General features: G+C 51.6%; 20 protein-coding genes and 1 tRNA gene. 9 read left to right on the top strand and 12 right to left on the bottom strand.

Annotated elements, in window-relative coordinates; translation table 11 throughout:
* Nucleotides 1-158: 158 nt before the first annotated feature.
* Nucleotides 159-1,202: an EF-P beta-lysylation protein EpmB gene (epmB, locus tag A377_RS0100775; protein ID WP_019894158.1), complete on the bottom strand. Its 1,044-nt coding sequence runs from the start codon at nucleotides 1,200-1,202 to the stop codon at nucleotides 159-161.
* A gap of 91 nt (nucleotides 1,203-1,293) precedes the next feature.
* On the opposite strand from epmB, the gene efp reads away from it, so the two are divergent.
* From efp to A377_RS0100755, 4 genes are all read left to right on the top strand, one after another.
* Nucleotides 1,294-1,863 carry an elongation factor P gene (gene efp / locus A377_RS0100770; RefSeq protein WP_028485147.1) on the top strand — a complete coding sequence of 190 codons (570 nt, stop codon included), beginning with the start codon at nucleotides 1,294-1,296 and terminating at the stop codon, nucleotides 1,861-1,863.
* Nucleotides 1,841-2,884, top strand: a complete 1,044-nt coding sequence (gene epmA / locus A377_RS0100765; RefSeq protein WP_019894156.1) for an EF-P lysine aminoacylase EpmA — start codon at nucleotides 1,841-1,843, stop codon at nucleotides 2,882-2,884. Before efp ends, epmA begins: the two co-directional genes overlap by 23 nt.
* Before the next feature lie 113 nt (nucleotides 2,885-2,997).
* Nucleotides 2,998-3,639, top strand: a complete 642-nt coding sequence (locus A377_RS0100760) for a glutathione S-transferase N-terminal domain-containing protein (RefSeq protein ID WP_019894155.1) — start codon at nucleotides 2,998-3,000, stop codon at nucleotides 3,637-3,639.
* Nucleotides 3,640-3,662: 23 nt separating this feature from the next.
* Nucleotides 3,663-4,118 (top strand): ClpXP protease specificity-enhancing factor, encoded by a 456-nt coding sequence (locus A377_RS0100755; protein ID WP_019894154.1) that lies wholly within the window; start codon nucleotides 3,663-3,665, stop codon nucleotides 4,116-4,118.
* Nucleotides 4,119-4,150: 32 nt separating this feature from the next.
* Here the strand turns inward: A377_RS0100755 and mvaD are convergent, their stop codons facing one another.
* From mvaD to A377_RS11525, 3 genes are read right to left on the bottom strand one after another with little or no spacing between them, the layout of a single operon-like run.
* Nucleotides 4,151-5,179, bottom strand: coding sequence for a diphosphomevalonate decarboxylase (gene mvaD, locus A377_RS0100750; protein ID WP_019894152.1), 1,029 nt, complete (start codon nucleotides 5,177-5,179; stop codon nucleotides 4,151-4,153).
* A 31-nt stretch (nucleotides 5,180-5,210) separates the two neighbouring features.
* On the bottom strand, nucleotides 5,211-6,167 hold the full coding sequence (locus tag A377_RS13410) for a mevalonate kinase family protein (protein WP_019894151.1): 957 nt from the start codon (nucleotides 6,165-6,167) through the stop codon (nucleotides 5,211-5,213).
* Nucleotides 6,157-7,257 carry a mevalonate kinase family protein gene (locus A377_RS11525; RefSeq protein ID WP_019894150.1) on the bottom strand — a complete coding sequence of 367 codons (1,101 nt, stop codon included), beginning with the start codon at nucleotides 7,255-7,257 and terminating at the stop codon, nucleotides 6,157-6,159. Before A377_RS11525 ends, A377_RS13410 begins: the two co-directional genes overlap by 11 nt.
* A 213-nt stretch (nucleotides 7,258-7,470) precedes the next feature.
* Between A377_RS11525 and A377_RS0100735 the strand changes: the two genes are divergently transcribed.
* From A377_RS0100735 to A377_RS0100720, 4 genes are all read left to right on the top strand, one after another.
* A complete protein-coding gene (locus A377_RS0100735; RefSeq protein WP_019894149.1) occupies nucleotides 7,471-7,965 on the top strand; it encodes a GlcG/HbpS family heme-binding protein in 495 nt (164 codons plus the stop codon).
* Nucleotides 7,966-8,172: 207 nt separating this feature from the next.
* Nucleotides 8,173-8,265 (top strand) — tRNA-Ser (locus A377_RS0100730).
* 266 nt (nucleotides 8,266-8,531) lie between these two features.
* Nucleotides 8,532-8,792, top strand: a complete 261-nt coding sequence (locus A377_RS0100725) for a DUF4160 domain-containing protein (RefSeq protein WP_019894148.1) — start codon at nucleotides 8,532-8,534, stop codon at nucleotides 8,790-8,792.
* 3 nt (nucleotides 8,793-8,795) lie between these two features.
* Complete coding sequence (locus A377_RS0100720) at nucleotides 8,796-9,053, top strand: DUF2442 domain-containing protein (RefSeq protein ID WP_019894147.1); 258 nt, start codon at nucleotides 8,796-8,798, stop codon at nucleotides 9,051-9,053.
* A 76-nt stretch (nucleotides 9,054-9,129) separates the two neighbouring features.
* On the opposite strand, the gene A377_RS0100715 is transcribed toward A377_RS0100720, so the two are convergent.
* The 8 genes from A377_RS0100715 to A377_RS12605 all read right to left on the bottom strand — a co-directional run bounded on the left by A377_RS0100715 (nucleotide 9,130) and on the right by A377_RS12605 (nucleotide 16,407).
* Nucleotides 9,130-10,341 (bottom strand): type II toxin-antitoxin system HipA family toxin, encoded by a 1,212-nt coding sequence (locus A377_RS0100715; RefSeq protein ID WP_019894146.1) that lies wholly within the window; start codon nucleotides 10,339-10,341, stop codon nucleotides 9,130-9,132.
* Nucleotides 10,341-10,655 carry a helix-turn-helix transcriptional regulator gene (locus A377_RS11520; RefSeq protein WP_019894145.1) on the bottom strand — a complete coding sequence of 105 codons (315 nt, stop codon included), beginning with the start codon at nucleotides 10,653-10,655 and terminating at the stop codon, nucleotides 10,341-10,343. Before A377_RS11520 ends, A377_RS0100715 begins: the two co-directional genes overlap by 1 nt.
* A gap of 656 nt (nucleotides 10,656-11,311) precedes the next feature.
* Nucleotides 11,312-11,887, bottom strand: coding sequence for a type II secretion system protein (locus A377_RS12610; protein ID WP_019894144.1), 576 nt, complete (start codon nucleotides 11,885-11,887; stop codon nucleotides 11,312-11,314).
* Between the two features lie 546 nt (nucleotides 11,888-12,433).
* Nucleotides 12,434-12,661, bottom strand: a complete 228-nt coding sequence (locus A377_RS0100695) for a hypothetical protein (protein WP_019894143.1) — start codon at nucleotides 12,659-12,661, stop codon at nucleotides 12,434-12,436.
* 500 nt (nucleotides 12,662-13,161) lie between these two features.
* Nucleotides 13,162-13,755, bottom strand: coding sequence for a prepilin-type N-terminal cleavage/methylation domain-containing protein (locus tag A377_RS11510; protein ID WP_019894142.1), 594 nt, complete (start codon nucleotides 13,753-13,755; stop codon nucleotides 13,162-13,164).
* 192 nt (nucleotides 13,756-13,947) lie between these two features.
* Nucleotides 13,948-15,018, bottom strand: a complete 1,071-nt coding sequence (locus tag A377_RS0100680; protein ID WP_019894141.1) for a transposase — start codon at nucleotides 15,016-15,018, stop codon at nucleotides 13,948-13,950.
* A 189-nt stretch (nucleotides 15,019-15,207) separates the two neighbouring features.
* On the bottom strand, nucleotides 15,208-15,363 hold the full coding sequence (locus A377_RS13185; RefSeq protein ID WP_019894140.1) for a type II secretion system protein: 156 nt from the start codon (nucleotides 15,361-15,363) through the stop codon (nucleotides 15,208-15,210).
* Nucleotides 15,364-15,849: 486 nt separating this feature from the next.
* Nucleotides 15,850-16,407, bottom strand: coding sequence for a prepilin-type N-terminal cleavage/methylation domain-containing protein (locus A377_RS12605; protein ID WP_019894139.1), 558 nt, complete (start codon nucleotides 16,405-16,407; stop codon nucleotides 15,850-15,852).
* Nucleotides 16,408-17,247: 840 nt separating this feature from the next.
* Between A377_RS12605 and A377_RS0100665 the strand changes: the two genes are divergently transcribed.
* A complete protein-coding gene (locus A377_RS0100665) occupies nucleotides 17,248-17,865 on the top strand; it encodes a hypothetical protein (RefSeq protein ID WP_019894137.1) in 618 nt (205 codons plus the stop codon).
* The last annotated feature ends 19 nt before the right edge of the window (nucleotides 17,866-17,884 follow it).

Below are 17,884 nucleotides of genomic sequence, written 5' to 3'. Positions count from 1 at the left end.
AGCGCAGAGACACCCCATTTGAGCCAGCGCGGCTGGTGAGCGATTTTGTGGTCAGCGGATTGTGCGTTTTCGATGACGAAATTCCCCGTTCGATGAAAGCCTCAGGGCGTTATCTTAGCCTGAAACCGGCAGAAATACGAAAGCAAAACAATCCCCCTTTACTCCTGCATGGCGGCGATGGTTTGCGGTGTCACCAGGGTTTTATAGGGTTCACCGGCGTCTTCCCGGACCAGTCTGGGGACCAGATAACCGGGCAGTTGCCGCCGCAGCGCATCCAGAATTGACCAGGCCTGGTGTTGCGGCAGATCAAAATGCGCGGCCCCGGCGACCTTGTCGAGCAGATGACAGTAATAGGGCAGGACCCCTTGTGCAAACAGTTTGTGGCTCAGTGCCGCCAGCGTCTCTGAGTCGTCGTTCACACCTTTGAGCAAGACCGTTTGGTTGAGCAGGGTCATCTCCGCGGCTTTGCATTGAGCAAACAGCGCCTGAGTCTGGTCACTGAGCTCATTGGCATGGTTGCAATGCACGACCAGGACCACCGACAGAGGCAGTTGTCGCAATCGTTCGATCAATGTGTTACTGACCCGGTCCGGGGCCACGACCGGCGTGCGTGAATGGATGCGCAGGGTGGTCAGATGTTCGATTTCGGCGATGTCATCCAGCAGCGCCGTCAGGGCCCCGTCGCTGAGGCTCAAAGGATCACCGCCGCTCAGGATCAGTTCGTGGATGTCCGGGCGCTGGTGCAGGTGTTGGAGCGCGGCCCGCCAGTGGGTTTGCCGTGCCTGTTCGTAAGGATAATGGCGGCGAAAGCAATAACGGCAGTGAATGTCGCATTTGGGGCTGGCAATCAGCAGGGCGCGGCCCTGATATTTCTGGATCAAAGCCGGTTGCAGGCTGGCCGAGCGGTCGCCGACCGGGTCTGAGTGATAGCCCTCAACCGTGTTGCGTTCCTCGGCCAGCGGCAGAATCTGGCGCAACAGCGGGTCCTGCCAGTCTCCCGGCCGCATCTGTTGCGCAAAATGTTCGGGCACGCGCAGAGGAAAATCCGGTTGCGGGTCCAATGGCGGCGCCTGCTCGGCTTGCGGGTCCAGTGCCAGCGACTGACACAGGCTTTCCAGACTGACGGTTTTGGCAATGGGGGTCTGAATGACTGGCTCCGGGAAACTCGAATAAGCACAAGGCTTTGATGTAAAATACCGCACAATTTTAACCGAATCGGCGTTTTTTCGCAGCCAGATTGACCAGATCGGATGGTCTTACGCAAAAAAGGTCGAATACGTATGAGGAATGAAGATGGCAACAGTCAGTACCAGTGAATTCAAGGGCGGCCTGAAATTTCTGATGGACGGTCAACCCTGTAACATCATCGAAAACGAATTGGTCAAACCCGGCAAAGGGCAGGCGTTCAACCGGGTCAGATTTCGCAATCTGATCACCGGCAAAGTACTGGAAAAAACCTTCAAATCGGGCGAAAAGGTCGAAGCCGCCGACGTGTTGGAAGTCGATCTGCAATACCTGTATAACGACGGCGAATTCTGGCATTTTATGGACCCAGGCAGCTTTGAGCAGTACCAGGCCAGCGCCGCAGCCGTGGCCGACATGGACAAATGGCTGGTCGAGCAGGACATGTGCACCGTGACCTTGTGGAACGACGATCCGATTACGGTGTCGCCGCCGACCCAGGTGACGCTGGAAGTGGTCGAAACCGATCCGGGTCTGAAAGGCGACACAGCCGGCACCGGCGGCAAACCCGCCACCCTGTCGACCGGGGCGGTGGTGCAGGTGCCGTTGTTTGTTCAGATCGGTGAAAAAGTGATCTGCAACACCCAGACCGGTGACTATGTCTCACGCGCCAAAGACTGAACCCAAGTCAAACTGGGCACCCAGTGCCCGTTTGTCGACCCTGAAAAAACGCTCGCAATGCCTGCAGCATCTGCGGGCGTTTTTGTATCAGCGCGACCTGATCGAAGTGGACACGCCAATGCTTTCGGCGGCGGCCACCCCGGACGCTCAGCTGGACTCGCTGGCGCTGGATGTGCAGGCGCCGGGACAGGCCAATCCGGTCAGGCGTTATCTGCACACCTCGCCCGAATACCCGATGAAACGCCTGCTCTGCGCTGGCAGCGGCGACCTGTTTTATCTGGGCAAGGTGTTTCGGGATCGGGATTTGGGACGCCGTCACCAGATCGAATTCACTCTGCTGGAATGGTACCGACGGGGATTTGATCTGAAGCAGATGATGCTGGAGACCGCCGAATTGATCGAAAGCGTTTTGCAAGCGCTGGGCGAGGAGGATGGCGTTGCTCTGACCCAACCAACCCGGCCATTGGAAGTTCTGACCTGGCAACAGGCTTATGCCCGTTATGCGGGCATGGACGACCCTTTTGGCGCAAACAGCCAAACTTACCAGGCCTGTCTTGAGGCGCACCGGATTGCCCCGATTGAAGGCGTGGACGCGGACGACACCGAACTCTGGGCGCAGTTGGTGTTCACCGAAGTGATCGAACCTCAGCTGGGACGTGGGCGGGTCACCTGTGTCAGTCATTATCCGGCCTCTCAGGCTTCGCTGGCCCGCCTCGATCCGCAGGATGCGCGTCTGGCTCTGCGCTTTGAGGTCTATGTTGAGGGCGAAGAGCTGGCCAATGGCTATCAGGAGTTGCAAGACCCGGCTGAGCATCGTCGCCGCTTTGAACGGGAACAGAACACTCGACAGGCGCTGGGCAAACCCGCCATGCCCGTGGACGAAAACCTGCTGGCGGCGCTGGAAGGCGGTGGCCTGCCTGCCTGTTCGGGCGTGGCACTGGGCGTGGACCGTCTGCTGGCGCTGGCGCTGGGAGAAGAGCGGCTGGAAGCGGTGATGCCGTTCGGATTTGACCAGGCCTGAACCGTCTGACCAGGAGTCGCTTTCACCCGTTTGTCCCGCAGGGCTTGACGGGCAGGGTATAATGCTGTTAGCACTTTAATTATAAATGATGATTTCGATTCAGGAGACAGCCCATGTCCGATCTGCCGATCACACAACGTTCTGTGATGACCCTTTTTTCCGATTCCAAAAGCCCCAGTTCGCATCGTGTGCGCCTGATGGCCAAGGAAAAAGACATTCCCATGGAAATCGTTGAGGTGGACACCTCCGAAGGCATGCCCGAAGACCTGGTGGAGCTCAACCCTTACGGCACTTTGCCGACTCTGGTGGACCGCGATCTGGTGCTGTATGACCCGCAGGTGATCATTGAATATTTGGACGAACGTTTCCCGCATCCGCCGCTGCTGTCGGTCGACCCCATTTCCAAAGCCCGTTCGCGCCAGATGTTGCGCCAGATCGAGTTGGAATGGTATTCGCTGGCCGACACCATCACCCAGTCCGACGACGAAAAAGCGGTCAAAAATGCACGCCGTGATCTGCAGGAACGTCTGATTCAGATGATTCCGGTGTTTGAGCATCAGCCTTATTTTATGAACGAGGAATATTCGCTGGTGGACGTGAGTCTGGCGGTGTTGATGTGGCGTCTGCCGTATCTGGGAATTGAACTGCCCAAATCGGCCAAAGCGGTCAAGGATTACGCTGACAAGGTTCTGGCCAGAGAGGTGTTCCCCGAGAGCCTGTCTGACGATGAGCTGGACATGCGTGAAGTCACCTGAGACTTGGTAAGCTAAGGAGTGCTATGATTTCCAATCGCCCCTATCTGATTCGAGCCTTGTTTGAATGGATTGTCGACAATGGCTGGACCCCACATTTGCAGGTGGATGCCAATTATCCGTGGATCGAAGTGCCGCAGGAATTTGCCAAGGATGGCATGATTGTGCTCAATGTGCATCCCGAAGCGGTGCGGGCTCTGGAAATCAACAATGACCTGGTGACCTTCAAGGCCCGTTTCGGCGGGGTGGAGCGCAAGCTGAACTTTCCGCCCGAAGCGGTGTTGGCCATTTTCGCCCGTGAAAACGGTCAGGGCATGCCATTCCCGCCGGAAGCCTATCCGACCGAAGAAAACGCGGGTGAGGAAAACACGGGCGCTGATGGTTCGCAGACCGAAACCCCGTCCGCCGAGGATTCTTCCAAAACGTCTTCAGACAAGGCTGAAAAAGCCAAAAAACGCAGTCATTTGAGCGTGGTGAAATAAGCTTTTCCTTGCCTGAATCAATCGGTTCAGGGTTAGTGAAACGGTTGCAGTATGCGCAGGTCGCCAAAGGCCTGTTGGATTCTGGCCGTATCCGTTTGTTCAAACAGCAGTTTCAGATTGGGCCCAGCGTCCATGGTGAAATACACACCCACCCCTTCTTCCCGTAATTTCCAGACGGTTTGCATCGCTTGCACGCTTTCGGGCTGCCAATACAGAATCGGCGGCCAGGTGGCGATCATGGTCGCATGCATGTTCAACGCATTGTGTTCGGCGGTTTTGCCAAAGGTGACAAAATCCTGGGTTTCCAGTGCCAGTTGCAGTGTGGAAAGGGCTTTCTGAGCCTGTTTTGGCCAGGCCTGGTAAAGATCGCAGTCGGACACAGTCTGCTGCATGCCTGCGGTTGATCCAATCGGTTTTTGCGAGGTGTCCACCTCCACCAGTCCCACACACAGAGACGGCCAGGTCTGCGGCAGGGCGATGGCATAGCTGTCGAGCCCGTCGTCGCGCACGCCCTGTTGCCACAGCGCAAACCCGGAATACAGCGAGCGGCAGGCGCTGCCACTGCCGATTCGGGCCAAGAGCGAACAGTTTTTCGACGACAGCTGCCAGTCAAACGCCTGGTTCATGGCTTTGACCAGTGCCGCAAACCCCGAAGCCGAAGAGGCCAATCCGGCTCCGGTGGGCACGCTGTTGTGGGTCTCAATCTCAAAATGGCCCTGTTCGGCAGAGGGAAACAAGGCCAGAAACTGCGCCAGCCGTTGAAACATCGGATCTTCCGGTTGGAGCGGCTGCCGGTTGAGCGACAATCGCTGCAGGCCTTTGGTTTGCGGGTCCGGCGTCCAGTGCAGTCGGGTTCGAGTGCCAAACCCGGGCAAACTGACCGACAGGCTGCTGTTGACCGGCAGATTCAGCACCGGGTCGCGCTTGCCCCAGTATTTGCACAGGGCAATGTTCACCGGGGCCTCGGCTTCGGCCTGAACCGGGCGGGTCAGTGATTGGTGTACGCTCTGGCCCAGTACCTGTTGCACAAAGGCCCGGCGTTGCTCAAAAATCTCGCTCATACGTGCATTTCCGTTTGATTAAGTGTGAGTACTATGAGTTTTCGGTCACCATCAGGCCCTGTGGGCTGAGTGTCCAGACCGGGTCAATCTCATTGTGATCGGTCTGAGAGCCGATGCCGAGTACGCAGTCGCCCAGCCCGGACCCGGAAATCTTGGCGGCGGGCCAGCGTTGTTGCAACTGCCAGACCAGTTCGCTCAGCCGGGCATCATTGACGCCCAGCGCATGCATCAACCCCTGATAATGGCGCACCAGCCAGAAAAACTCGTCCAGCTGGTTTTGCCGCAGGGCGTCAAACGCGGCTTCGGTGGTCTCTCCCATTTGCCGATACAAATGGTTCAATAACTCGGGGAAGGGTTGCCATTGGGTTTCAACCCAGGCCAGCACCTCTGCCGTGGGCGTTTTGTAGCCGCTGTAGACCAGCGTCAGGGCCAGCGGAGCCTGCAGCGTTTGTATCTGTGGTGCTTGTATCTGTAGTATTTTCCGCTGTCGCGACTGACCGGGCACAAACCGCACCAGGCCGCCGCTCAGGCTGGCCGCCAAATCCGCGCCCGAGCCTCGGCCCTGAACCCGATGAATCAGGTTCAGGCCCGCTGCAAACAGCGATTCGGTTTCAAGGGATTGTCGGGTCAGCACGGCCAGACCACCGACCAACGCCGCCGCCAGCGCCGCCGAACTGCCCAGGCCTTGAGTGGGATCGATCTCGCTGTCAATGCGCAGACGCAATCCGGTGTTTGCCAGCGCCCGGCGTTGGGTCAGCAGCGCATGGATCACCCATTTCAGGGGCGGGCACTGATCCGGGTCAAGCTCCGACCAGTCGGCACTCAGATTTCCCAAATCGGATTCAATCACCACCTGTTTTTCGGTCAGCGTCTGCCAGCGGATGCGCAGCCGTGGGCTTAACGCCGCGACCAGTGCCGGATGGCCGTGGACCACCGCGTGTTCTCCCAGAATCATGGTATTGGCCGGGGCGCTGGTCTCAAACTGCATCGTCGGCCTTGTTCAGCTCGCGGCAGTGGGCGCCGGCTTGCGCAGGCCGAATCGGAAACGACCGATAGCCGAATGCCTCGCACAGGGCCTGATCCATTTTCGGGTGATGCACCAGTAAAATGCCGCCGCGTTCACCTGAGGTGGCCCCGGCACCGCAGAGTTTGATCCCGGCCGGACCAGCGGCGGTATCAAGCCGCTGGTGCAAGCGCGCAATAAATTCCTGAATGGGCGCTGGCACCACGCCCAGTTGTTCCAGCAGGGTTTCATTGGCATTGAGCGCCTGATTCAGTGCCATATCGTCCTGATTTTGCCAGGCCTGGGTGGCTCGGTCCGTGGTGTGTTTGAAATCCTGCCAGATGGAATGCTTGTGTTCAAAGCGGCGCTGAACCGCTTCCACCACCTGTCCGGTGGCGCTGGCGGGGGTGCCTGTGTCGATCAGCCAGCCCTCAAACGGTTTGTCGGGCAAAGGCATTGGAGCCTTGTGGGGTTCAAATCGCATCAGTCCACCGTTTATGACCGTGGCCGGGTCCAGCCCGCTGGAATGACCGTGCTGAAAATGCTCCACTTCCTGTGCCAGCGCCAGCAACTTCAGGTCGTCTTCGCGCAAATCGTGATGACAAAACAATCCCTTGAGCAGGGCCACGGTCATTGCGGCCGAACTGCCCAGCCCCTTGCCCATGAAGTGCAACGGCGAGGTGTCTGCCTGTTGCACCCGGCACTGCCAGTGTCCCGGCTTGAGCCGACAGTGTCTGTGAAACGTCTGAAACACCATGATCGTCAATTCCCACGGGGCGCTGAAAACACGGTCAATGGCCAGATGATTGTTCTGGTAAAGCCGATAACGCGCCGCCACATCGGTCGCAATGCGTTGCCACTGTTTGAAATCAAAGGTCTGATGCAGGCCGAGGGCGGGCAGGTCCAGAGTCAGAGTGCTGGATTCGCGTTGCTGCAAAGGCTTGAACGTCAGGTCGCAAAGGGTGGGGAGGTCCAGACACAGGCTCAACGCGGGCGCGCCACACACCACCGCGTGCTCGCCACTGATGATCAGTTTGGCGGGCGACTGGCTCAGTGTGCGACGGGATGCATCCATAAATCAGGCCTCTGAAGGGTTCCGGGCATTATAATGGATGGTCGGGTTGAATGCGATGGGCATCGCGGTCGGCCCGAAGGTGCCTTGCATATTGTTTTCATAAACAGACCCATGCCGTTTGGCAAAGTTTGACTGTATAATCTCAGTGGAATCAAAGCATAATATTTGAATATCAGGGTCCTGAGTGCAGGACGCTACCAAAAGGAGTGATGCATGAAAACACTTTCCCGTTTATTCGTACCCGCCGCGCTGGCCATGGCCGTGGCGTTGCCAGCCAAAGCAGAAGACATGGCCATCAGTCAGAGCGTACTGACGCTGTCCGCAGCACAAAAAGTGGCGCAGGGTGCCGTCGACGCCTGCAGTGAAATGGGCATTCCGGTGACCGCCACCGTGGTGGACCGCAATGGCCTGCCACAGGCGCAATTGCGCGACACCATGGCACCGCAAGTGTCCTGGGAAATCAGCCGCAACAAAGCCTACACAGCCGTGCAGTTCGGAGCCAACGGGTCTGATCTGGAAGGCCGTTCCGACAGCCCATTGCAAAGCCAGGAACTGGGCGTGGCCTTTATGGCCGGATCGGTTCTGATTCAGGCCGGTGGTAAAAACTACGGTGCCGTAGGCGTCAGTGGCGCACCAGACGGCATGGACGACGAAAAATGCGCGGCAGCCGGCGTCGAAGCCATCCAGATGGATCTGGAAATGATGTGATCTGTCAGATTCACCAGCCGGTTTGACCAGGCCTGGTGAAAAATGCAGGGCAAGTACGTTCGATGCGTACGCAAAAGCGGTTGCCTGTTTGCGCAACCGCTTTTTTTGTTTCATTAGCGGCAAAAGCAAAAAACAAAGCGTCAAAACTGGGTGTTTTCAAGGTTTACAAACACCCGATTACGCGTTAATATACGCGCACACTTCGACGGAGAAATGGCCGAGTGGCTGAAGGCGCTCCCCTGCTAAGGGAGTATGGGGTTTATAGCTCCATCGAGGGTTCGAATCCCTCTTTCTCCACCATTCGTTATTCCTGTCCGCATTTCTTTTAAAACAACACCTTAGAGACTGCGCATTTTTTTAAAGTCCTTCCCCTTTGTCCTCCCCTCAAGTTGGCCTTAATTCTTTCCACACGTAAAATCTGGGTAGAACCCGCTGTCAGCTCTCAAGCCAGAGCCTAACAACTCTGTTGCCCAAAATGGGTTATGCGGTAGGAAGGCTTATAATTGTTCTTCAAAATCTGTTATGAAATAATGAAACTGAATCCATGATTGATAAGGTTTTCAGATATGCCCACAATCAGTTCATTCTATGGCATCATCATTCAGATGTTTTATGGTGATCATGCGCCGCCTCACATTCACGTTAAATATAGTGGGCATAAAGCGGTTGTAGATTTCCAAAAGATGGAAGTTATCAGAGGCTCTTTACCTCGTCGTGCTGCCAATTTGGTTTTGGACTGGGTTGAGTTGCATCAGTCTGAATTAATGGAAGACTGGGAGCTTTGTTCAAACCATCAAAAACCAAAACCTATTGCGCCTTTGGAGTAAGTTATGGAATGGGATGTGATTGAGGTTCGTGTGAAAGCCGACAATGCCTTGCATGTTCACTTTACGGATGGTGTTCAAGGAACTGTCGAATTTGACAATTCATTTTTCTATGGGGTTTTTGAGCGATTGAAAAATCCCAAAGAGTTTCGCCAAGTAAGTGTTGTTGATGGCGTTGTCACATGGCCGGGTGAATTGGACTTGGCTCCTGATGCAATGCACGATGAGATTCAAAAAAATGGCACGTGGGTATTGAGTAGATAACGCCAACAGAAAAGATGCCGGATCGAAGTCCGGCATGACAATAAGGATGACCGTCATTCCGTCTGACGGGAATCTCCTAAGAACCGTTGTTTTTTTGAACTGGTAGATCAAAGCCATCCAAAATGGCCCAGGAAATGGACTGGATGACATCGTCATCAACGCCATTTTGTGAAAAAACGGCCTCCCATTTTTCTGCGATTGTGTCTTTCATTTGATCAAAAATGTCTTTGGCCTCTGTTCGGGTGAGTGAAAACTTGTCGTGTTCAGACAGCAGATTTTCTTCCGTCGGGGCTGCACCGTATTCTCCGGCCCTGATAGCCAGGTCTCGGCGATGACCTTCACCTGCGACCACATCAAAAGCAGGGCTCAAGCGCCACTGGCCATCCACCCAAAGTACACCGTGGTTCAAGTAATGATCGTCATGGTTGCTGATCATGGCGTTCAACAGCATCCTTTTGAAAATTTCATGCGAGTCTTTCCCTCCGTTGATTCGTTGAAGTGCCAGAGCAAAATCACCATAAGACACATCGGCGCAATGGTCTGCAGCCAATAGCGCTTTCATGCTTAAAAAGGGCCGCTTGTACTGGCCAGTGTAATCAAATCGTTTGGTCAGAAAAATGTCCTGAGTTGGGCGCACCTTGATTAGGCTGGATTCTGCCGTTTGAATGCCCACTTCCCTTGCAAGGGCAAGGGTACCGTGTTCGATTTGTGCTTTGTTCTCATAATCCTGAATGGTCGGCAGTTTGGCCAAATAGGGCTGATTGTTTTTGATCACGCTGAGTTTGGGACGGGCACCACCTTGGCTGGCTCCCTGTTTGAAAAGTGCCGAAAAAGCCGGTGGAAACCGTTTGCGTCGTTCAAACTCGTCTTTGGCATCAAGGATGTCTTCCCACTGAAAAGGGGGCAAACTGCGAGAGTCGGTCAGAACAGGAAAGGTCATGTCCTCGCTGAAGACAAGGTGGCCAATCCGGTCCCGTTGATTTTCCAATAACTGTTCAAAGGGAGTTAGTTTTCGATTGGCCTGAGCGTTTAACACCGCTTTGCCCCAAGCACCGGGTAATGCATCACCAAAAACGCTTAAAATGCCCGTAAAGCCTTCTTCGGAGCCAGCGAACTTGGCAAAGAACGTTTTTTCCACCAGTGGGAGGCGAACCGGGTTCAGAGCCAAGGCAGAATGGTCATCAAGGTAGCTTTTAGCGTACTTAAACTCGTATCCATCCAGACGTTTTTCAAGCCTGCCCAGTAGCTTGGTATCTGATCCGAACACATACAGTTTTTGCAGCCCCATCAGAATTCTCCTTGTTCATCTGCTTGATCCCACTTGCTGCGGATTTTTTTCGGCAGAGAACCAAATGCCAGACTTCTGGCCAGCGCATCGTTTTCCGGTGCAAGAGCCTGGCATAGCGCTTCATCCAGCCCCAGCGCCCAAATGGTTTTAATCAGGTTTTTACTTTGCACAGGCTGGCCGGATTCAATTTTGCCAATGGTCTGGCGAGTCACTCCGGCACGTTCGGCCAGTTCAGACTGTTTCAAACGCCTGGCCAGGCGAGCCTGCTCCAGATAAAGACCTATGGATGTGAGGATCTTTGCGTCAGATTGCATGGGTTTTTGTGTAATTCAGGTTAATTAAAAGTATCGTTAAACACCTATAAGTTAGTTAATGTTAACATTCTGGCATATTTAAAGCCAAAATGAAATAGTCAGCCTTGGTTGTGTCGTTTGAAAAAAAATTAATGCGGTGATGCACGCGTGGGCATTTGATTCGGAGTCTTCTAGGCCTCACGTCATTCCGGGCCTGCCCCGGAATCTCTCAGCGTCCACAGGGTATCAACCCCCCCCCCCATGCCTCCGAAAAAGATGGTGGATCGAAGTCCGGGATGACGACTCTGATTTTTGCACGCTTCAACAACTTCCCAAACATTATTTTGTTACCGTGAGAAAAGCCGAAGAGTCTTTCAAAGACCACGCTGACTTCAAAAAGATGCCTCCGCTCCGGTCGGCATGACAGTTTATATTGACTCATGAGCGAAAAAAACTGTCGTCCTGAGCGAAGCCGAAGGACCTTTTAATTACCGCCGCGTTAACAAGCGACTGAAAGATGCTTCCGCTTCGGTCGGCATGACACAGAGGCTTGATCGTGTGACCATGGTCTTGTTTAATGCATGCTTTGCAAAAACGCCTGTCATCCTAAGCGAAAAACTCTTGTCATCCTGAGCGAAGCCGAAGGATCTTTGAACTTTGATCATGCATGGCCTGATTCAGTCCAGTGCCAGACAAACAATCGAAATGTCCTCAGATTCATAATCTTCATCGGCTCGGACATTACCATCATCATAAGCACCATCGTCAAGCTTGTTGTCCAATTGCCGCGCCATGTCAGGGTCTTTCAGACCACTGGCACATACCTGATTTTTGTTTTCAATGGTGGCGTTGTTATGGGTGTCGACATTGGCCGTGGAGCCGTAGGCGACCTGATATACGTCACCAATAGCGCTGTCCGGTACCAAACGTTTTTGCTTGATAAACCCCTGGTCATGAATTTCATAAAAAAACCTGTGTTCGCCTGAGGAAGTGGGTTCATCGGACGTCACTTTGTAAAGACGTCCCGAATGGGAGTTCATGGCTCCGGGAATCTCCCCCATCCTGTCCCGGTAGCTCCAGTAAGCCACCTGAAAGTTTTTTAAATCTTCAATGGCACGGTTGATCTGCGCAGAATGAATCAACTCCTGAGCTTTCAGGGTGCCGCTTAAAAGCAAGCCGATGATCACAAGGGTGATGGCGATTTCAACCAGGGTGAAACCGTTGGAACAGGTCGGGTTGTCACGGGAAAACATAGACCTCCCAAAATGATACGGAAAGACCTATATTTTACACAAAATAGCGTAAATAAAAAGAGGTGTGCGTACTTTGCTGCATGGTTTTTCAGGAAGGCTGCACCCGATATGCTTTGTCATGCCGACTGAAGCGGAGGCATCTTTTGAGGCCTGGCACGGTCGTTGGAAGATCCTTCGGCTTCGCTCAGGATGACAAGAGTTTTTGCTCAGGATGACAGGCGTTTTGCCAAGCATGTATTTAACGAAGTCATGCACGATCTTGCTCTCTGTGTCATTCCGACCGGAGCGGAGGCATCTTTATGGGTTTGGCAGGCTCGTTGGAAGACCCTTTGATTTCGCTCAGATGATCGGGTAATGAGGGTTCTTTTCCTGTTTACTTCATTATTATTTAGAGATCAGATTGCTCACCTGATGATGCAATCCACAGGTGTGTTAAGTCAAAGCCATTAAGATTAATGACGAGGGATTAATGCTTGAAAGATTTGTACACAACAAACATCAGACTGGCAATGAATACAGCGAGTGCAATGGCGACCAGGTATTCCATCAGAGATCCTTTAATTTTTTTAAGCATCTGAAAACGTTGAAATTAATCAGAGCGATGCCAATGGATACAAAAATTATGGCAATAAAACAGGTTGTGAGTAAGACGGTGCTCTGAGATTCATAGTTCTGAGCAAACCAGGCAAGCAGAGACACATCAATCGCCGCCAGCACTGCAAAAACGACCTTGTACCAGCCAATCTCCTGTTCTAGTTGTTTTTCCTGTGACATGCAAGTAACTTCAAAAGTTTATTAGGCACATATTAAATGTGAATGTTAGCACAAACAGATATGCTGTGAAATCAAACACAGATCCAATGTACCAGCATGGAGACAAGAAAGGCTTGGAGGGCCGCACAGACCTCCTAAAATCATGCGACAAGTCTATATTTACATAAAATAGCGTAAATAAAAAAGGTGTACGTATTTTATTGCATGGGTTTTAGGAAGGATGCCCCGACATATTGTCATGCCGACCGAAGCGGAGGCATCTTTTGAGGCCTGGCACGGTCGTTGAAAGGCCCTTCGGCTTCGCTCAGGATGACCGGTGTTTCGCCGGATATGTGTTTAACGAAGCCTTGACCGAGAGCAATCAAACTACCTTGTCATGCCGACCGAAGCGGAGGCATCTTTTGAGGCCTGGCACGGTCGTTGAAAGGCCCTTCGGCTTCGCTCAGGGTGACAGGTTTGTTTTGCTCAGGATGACGACACATCCTGTTCAAACCAGAAAGCTATTCTGCGAAGCAGACGTTGACTCGCTCACTGTCCAGCTCAGAAATGGGTTCCGAGCCAGTTTCACTGTCACCGGCCCGGATCTGACCGTCGTCGGTTTCGCCATTGTCATGTTTGGTGGTCAGGCCAATCACCACATCACGTGGAATGTTGGACATGCAAATCACATGACCGGTCATGCCAAAGGCATTGGTTTCTACACCGATAATGCCATCAAAACTGTTTCGAGGCTGTGTAGAAGAGGTGGTGTTTCCGGAGATAAAACCGGCTGCACGCAAGTGCATCCACATCATTCGGCTTTCCCCATCGCTGCCATACCAATCACCCTCGATGATATGGTTGCCATTGCCATTGGTTCCATCCAAATTCAGGGTTTCGTCAGCGCGATCAAAGTCACCCGGCAAGGCACCATAGCGATCCTGAAACGCATACAAAATCGCCCGCACTTCTTCCTGATCGGATGTCACTCGATTGATCTTGGCATTCTCAATCATTTCACTGCCCTTGAGAACACCGCCCAACAACAGGCCGATAATCACAAGGACCAGCGAAATTTCGATTAGGGTGAAGCCTTTGTTTGTTTCAGAGTGCATGTGACCACCTTATGGATCAATCGTTTATGTTTGAAAATCCCGATATTAACTTGGGATTATAGAGCCAAACGTCAGTCATGTCACCCATGCGAAATGAGAGGGGAGCGGCTTTTTGGCGCAGATTGATGATTTTGTCATGCCGCCCGAAGTGGAGGCATCATTAAAGGTATTTACGGTTGATCGTGACGCCTTTTAAGCACCGAACAGCCTTCTGGCGGTGCTTTGTCCTTTGACAAACCGTTGATCACGCTCATCCCGGTGTTTGTTCAGGCTCATCACCTGACCCACAGCGCCACCAAACTTGTTCAACCAGCTACTTTGAACAAAAGCTTCCATGTGTTTGTCATCCAAGCCCAATCGCTGCATCAAAGGCGGTAGATTTTCATTCATGTGCCCGGACTTATCCGGATGCACCGCACGGCCCAGAAAATCCACATACGCCATGTAATCCGTAGCCGAGCAAGGGATGGCGGAGTCTTCCAGACCAGACGCATCAAACGCCAGCAATGGTGCTGTGGGAATCTTCTCCAGCCGTTCCAGAAACGGTTGCGCAAATGCAGATTCTTTGTCAGACGTCTTTTTAACCAGGCCTGGTAGTTTTTCAGGTGCTGCCTCAAAGTGATACACCCCCTGTAAACGACGCTGCACAGAGGTAAAATCCGAATCCAACAACTCTCGAGCGATATTGGCCCGCACCGGATTCAAATCCACATACGCCATCGCCGCCAATACCGCCTGTTCATCCAACAAGGCCTGAGACTTGAAGCGGCCTTCCCAGAACCGGCCTTTGACCTCATCTTCTTGGTTGGCATAACGGGCAATCGACTCATTCAACACCCGCATATACCAGGAAATATCCATCAAACGCTCACGGTAAATCTCAACCTGTTCCTGTACTCGCTTTAATGACCCGGCGCTTAATGCTTTGGGATCAGCCAAATAATCCTGCACCAACTTTGGCGCTGCAAACAACTGGGTCCATTGAAGTAACACCTCATCCATTGACCAGCTTTCCGCTTTCACCTGATTGACCCGTACCACCAAATGATAATGGTTGCTCATTACCGCAAACGCCGCCACATCAATGGCAAAGACCGATGCCAACTGCATCATGCGCTGTTCAATCCAGGGCTTGCGATGCTCATAATTGCGTCCGGAAATGGCATCTATGCCACACAAAAACGCCCGACGGACACAGCGGTTGACCAGATGATACCAAGGGGTTTCAGAAAGATTGATTTGAGAATCACGGGCACGAGTCATAATGAGGGCTCCGAAGTAAGATTAAGTTAAATGCAGTATAGGAAAAGAGCCGAAGGAAAGCAAAGAAACATGGGTGTCCTTTTCTTTTTATCGGCGAACACAACGATTAACCAGATGATACCAAGGGGTTTCAGAAAGATTGATTTGCGAATCACGGGCACGGGTCATAACGAGGACTCCGAAATAAGATTAAGTTAAAAGCAGTATAGAAAAAGAGGAGAGGAAAAGCAAAGAAACTTGGGTGTCCTTTTTTTCTTTTAAAACGCCGCCCATAAGCAATCCGATTATGACCAGTACAATGGCGATTTCAACAAGCGTGAAGCCTTTGTTGTTTTCAGAACGCATGGATCGTCCTTTGTTTTGATAAGATTAACTACTGATTTTTAGTGTGATTGTAAACCATAAGCGCGAGATTGTCACAATATATCATCCGTAAAAATGTTTAAGATTTTATGTTCGGTAGCGAAATCTGATCGTGGTTTTGGTGGCTTGCCTGTCGATTGCTGTTTTGAAGGCATGGACCCAAAAGCTGATGAAATCAGCTGCAGTCGATTGACTCGTAGCCAGGAGTTTTTTAGAAAATCGATTTTGGGGAGCGGGAATTTGAGGCAGTGGTTAGAGGAACGGAAAAGAAATATGGGTGTCCTTTTTTTCTTACTTAATGAGGGCTCCGAAGTAAGATTAAGTTAAATGCAGTATAGGAAAAGAGCCGAAGGAAAGCAAAGAAACATGGGTGTCCTTTTTCTTTCTTGTTTTCTTAAAATAGTCGAGTCGTGTCGTTTACTGTGTGTGCGTACCCACGCGGGAGCGTGGGTACGATTGAGGGGGCTTTTAAAGCTTCATACACAATGTAGCTGGGTCTGCATCAGTAAGTTCTGTAATATTTCCATCCGTTAAATTACCGTCATCAATCTTCCTGTCAATCTGTGTAGCAACATCATCATCATTTGTGTTAGGTAACTGTGTTGCACAAATCTGTGGTGTTGAAAATACACCTGTACTTCCACCAACGTCAGTTGTATCGTCTGGGTAAAATACAAAAGCCCCACCAAGGCTGTGATTAGGCCCGTTGTCAGCCTCCGCAGTGCCTTGAGCACCGCTTATAAAGCCTTCAGATTGCAAATTAGCCCAGAAGTTTGAAAGATCACTGTTGCCGTCACTATCTGTTTGCGGCACTCGACCTAATCTGTCCTGATAAGCATAATAAGCAGATTGGATGCCTTCAAAATCTTGTACGACCGAGCTGAGTTTCGAGTTCTGAATCAACTCCTGCCCCTTAAGCACACCGCCCAAAAGCAAGCCGATAATGACCAGTACGATGGCGATTTCGACGAGGGTGAAGCCTTTTTGGTTTTTCTTGGTTTCTGTTTTGTTCTCGTTAGAGTGCATGGTATCTCCCTGTTTTTTATAAAGCAGGCCTGGTTCAAATCGCTCAGGCCACTTGAATGATTCCCTTGTTATTTTAATAAGATATTGAGCGAACGCAATCGTTTTCGGTGAAAAAAGTTACAATATCGTCTGTTCGGGGCAATTGGAGATCCTTCGGCTTCGCTCAGGATGACAGGTTTTTTGCTAGGAAGGCATCATAAGCAGTTATCTTCGCCCTGAATTCTTTGTCATCCCGACCGGAGCGGAGGGATCTTTCAGTGGTTGCTTGGTAGCTCGGCGGTGTTTGGGAGATCCTTCGGCTTCGCTCAGGATGACAGAGTATTTTCGCACAGGATGACAGTTTTTTTTTGCTCGGGATGGCAGTTTTTTTTCGCACAGGATGACAGGTTTTTTTGCTAGGAAGGCATCATAAGCAGTTATCTTCGCCCTGAATTCTTTGTCATCCCGACCGGAGCGGAGGGATCTTTCAATGGCCGGTTGGTAGCTCGGCGGTGTTTGGGAGATCCTTCGGCTTCGCTCAGGATGACAGAGTATTTTCGCACAGGATGACAGTTTTTTTTTGCTCGGGATGGCAGTTTTTTTTCGCACAGGATGACAGGTTTTTTTGCTAGGAAGGCATCATAAGCAGTTATCTTCGCCCTGAATTCTTTGTCATCCCGACCGGAGCGGAGGGATCTTTCCATGGTTTCTTGGTAGCTCGGCGGTGTTTGGGAGATCCTTCGGCTTCGCTCAGGACGACAGCGTTATAAATGGATTTGCTGATGAAGTCGCATGGTTGGGTGACAACTTTGGGGTTTAAGAGTAAGATTTGATAAGGAATTTCAATCATCAGCGGTGAGCATGAATCAGCGACACTTAAAAAAAACGGAAGCAGGCCCTTTGTATTTGCCCGACAGAACAAGGGCTTACTCAAAGCAACAGGGCTATGTTCTGCTGATGGCGATGATGTTGCTGATTATGATGGCCACGCCGTTTTTGTATCACGCTTCAATGGAAACATCGAATGAGATGCAGCGGGATCAGTACCAGAAGATTGAACAGCGGTTGAATGATCTGAAGACTCAGATGATTCTGTTTGCGAAGTATCCTGGGTTGTTTTGTGCCGATGCAGATAATCAAAGTCATTCAGGTTATCTGTTTTTCCCGGATTCTGAAAACGATTTTAAAGGTTATGAGGAAACCGGGTTTACACAGTTCAAACCTTATAAAAACCGAATTTTTTATGAACCACTTATTGCTGACTACGATAGCAACTCGATAAGTCTTTGTGATGAAGATTCGGGCGATAGCAATGGGTCTTTTGCCACCTCGGACAGCAAGGTTTGTGGTTCTTCTTTACCAAATTTGCTTTTAAAGATTTGTTGGGTGAAAGAAGGAAATGTTTCTTCATTGACGCAATGCCCTACTAATGCAACAACACCGACAGTCTATGTTTATAGAAACGAATTAGGTTGCTGAATGACCAGGCCTGGTGATC

Origin of the sequence: Hydrogenovibrio halophilus DSM 15072 (genome assembly GCF_000384235.1) — a bacterium.
Lineage (GTDB): Bacteria > Pseudomonadota > Gammaproteobacteria > Thiomicrospirales > Thiomicrospiraceae > Hydrogenovibrio > Hydrogenovibrio halophilus.
This window is presented reverse-complemented; position numbering and strand designations above follow the sequence as displayed.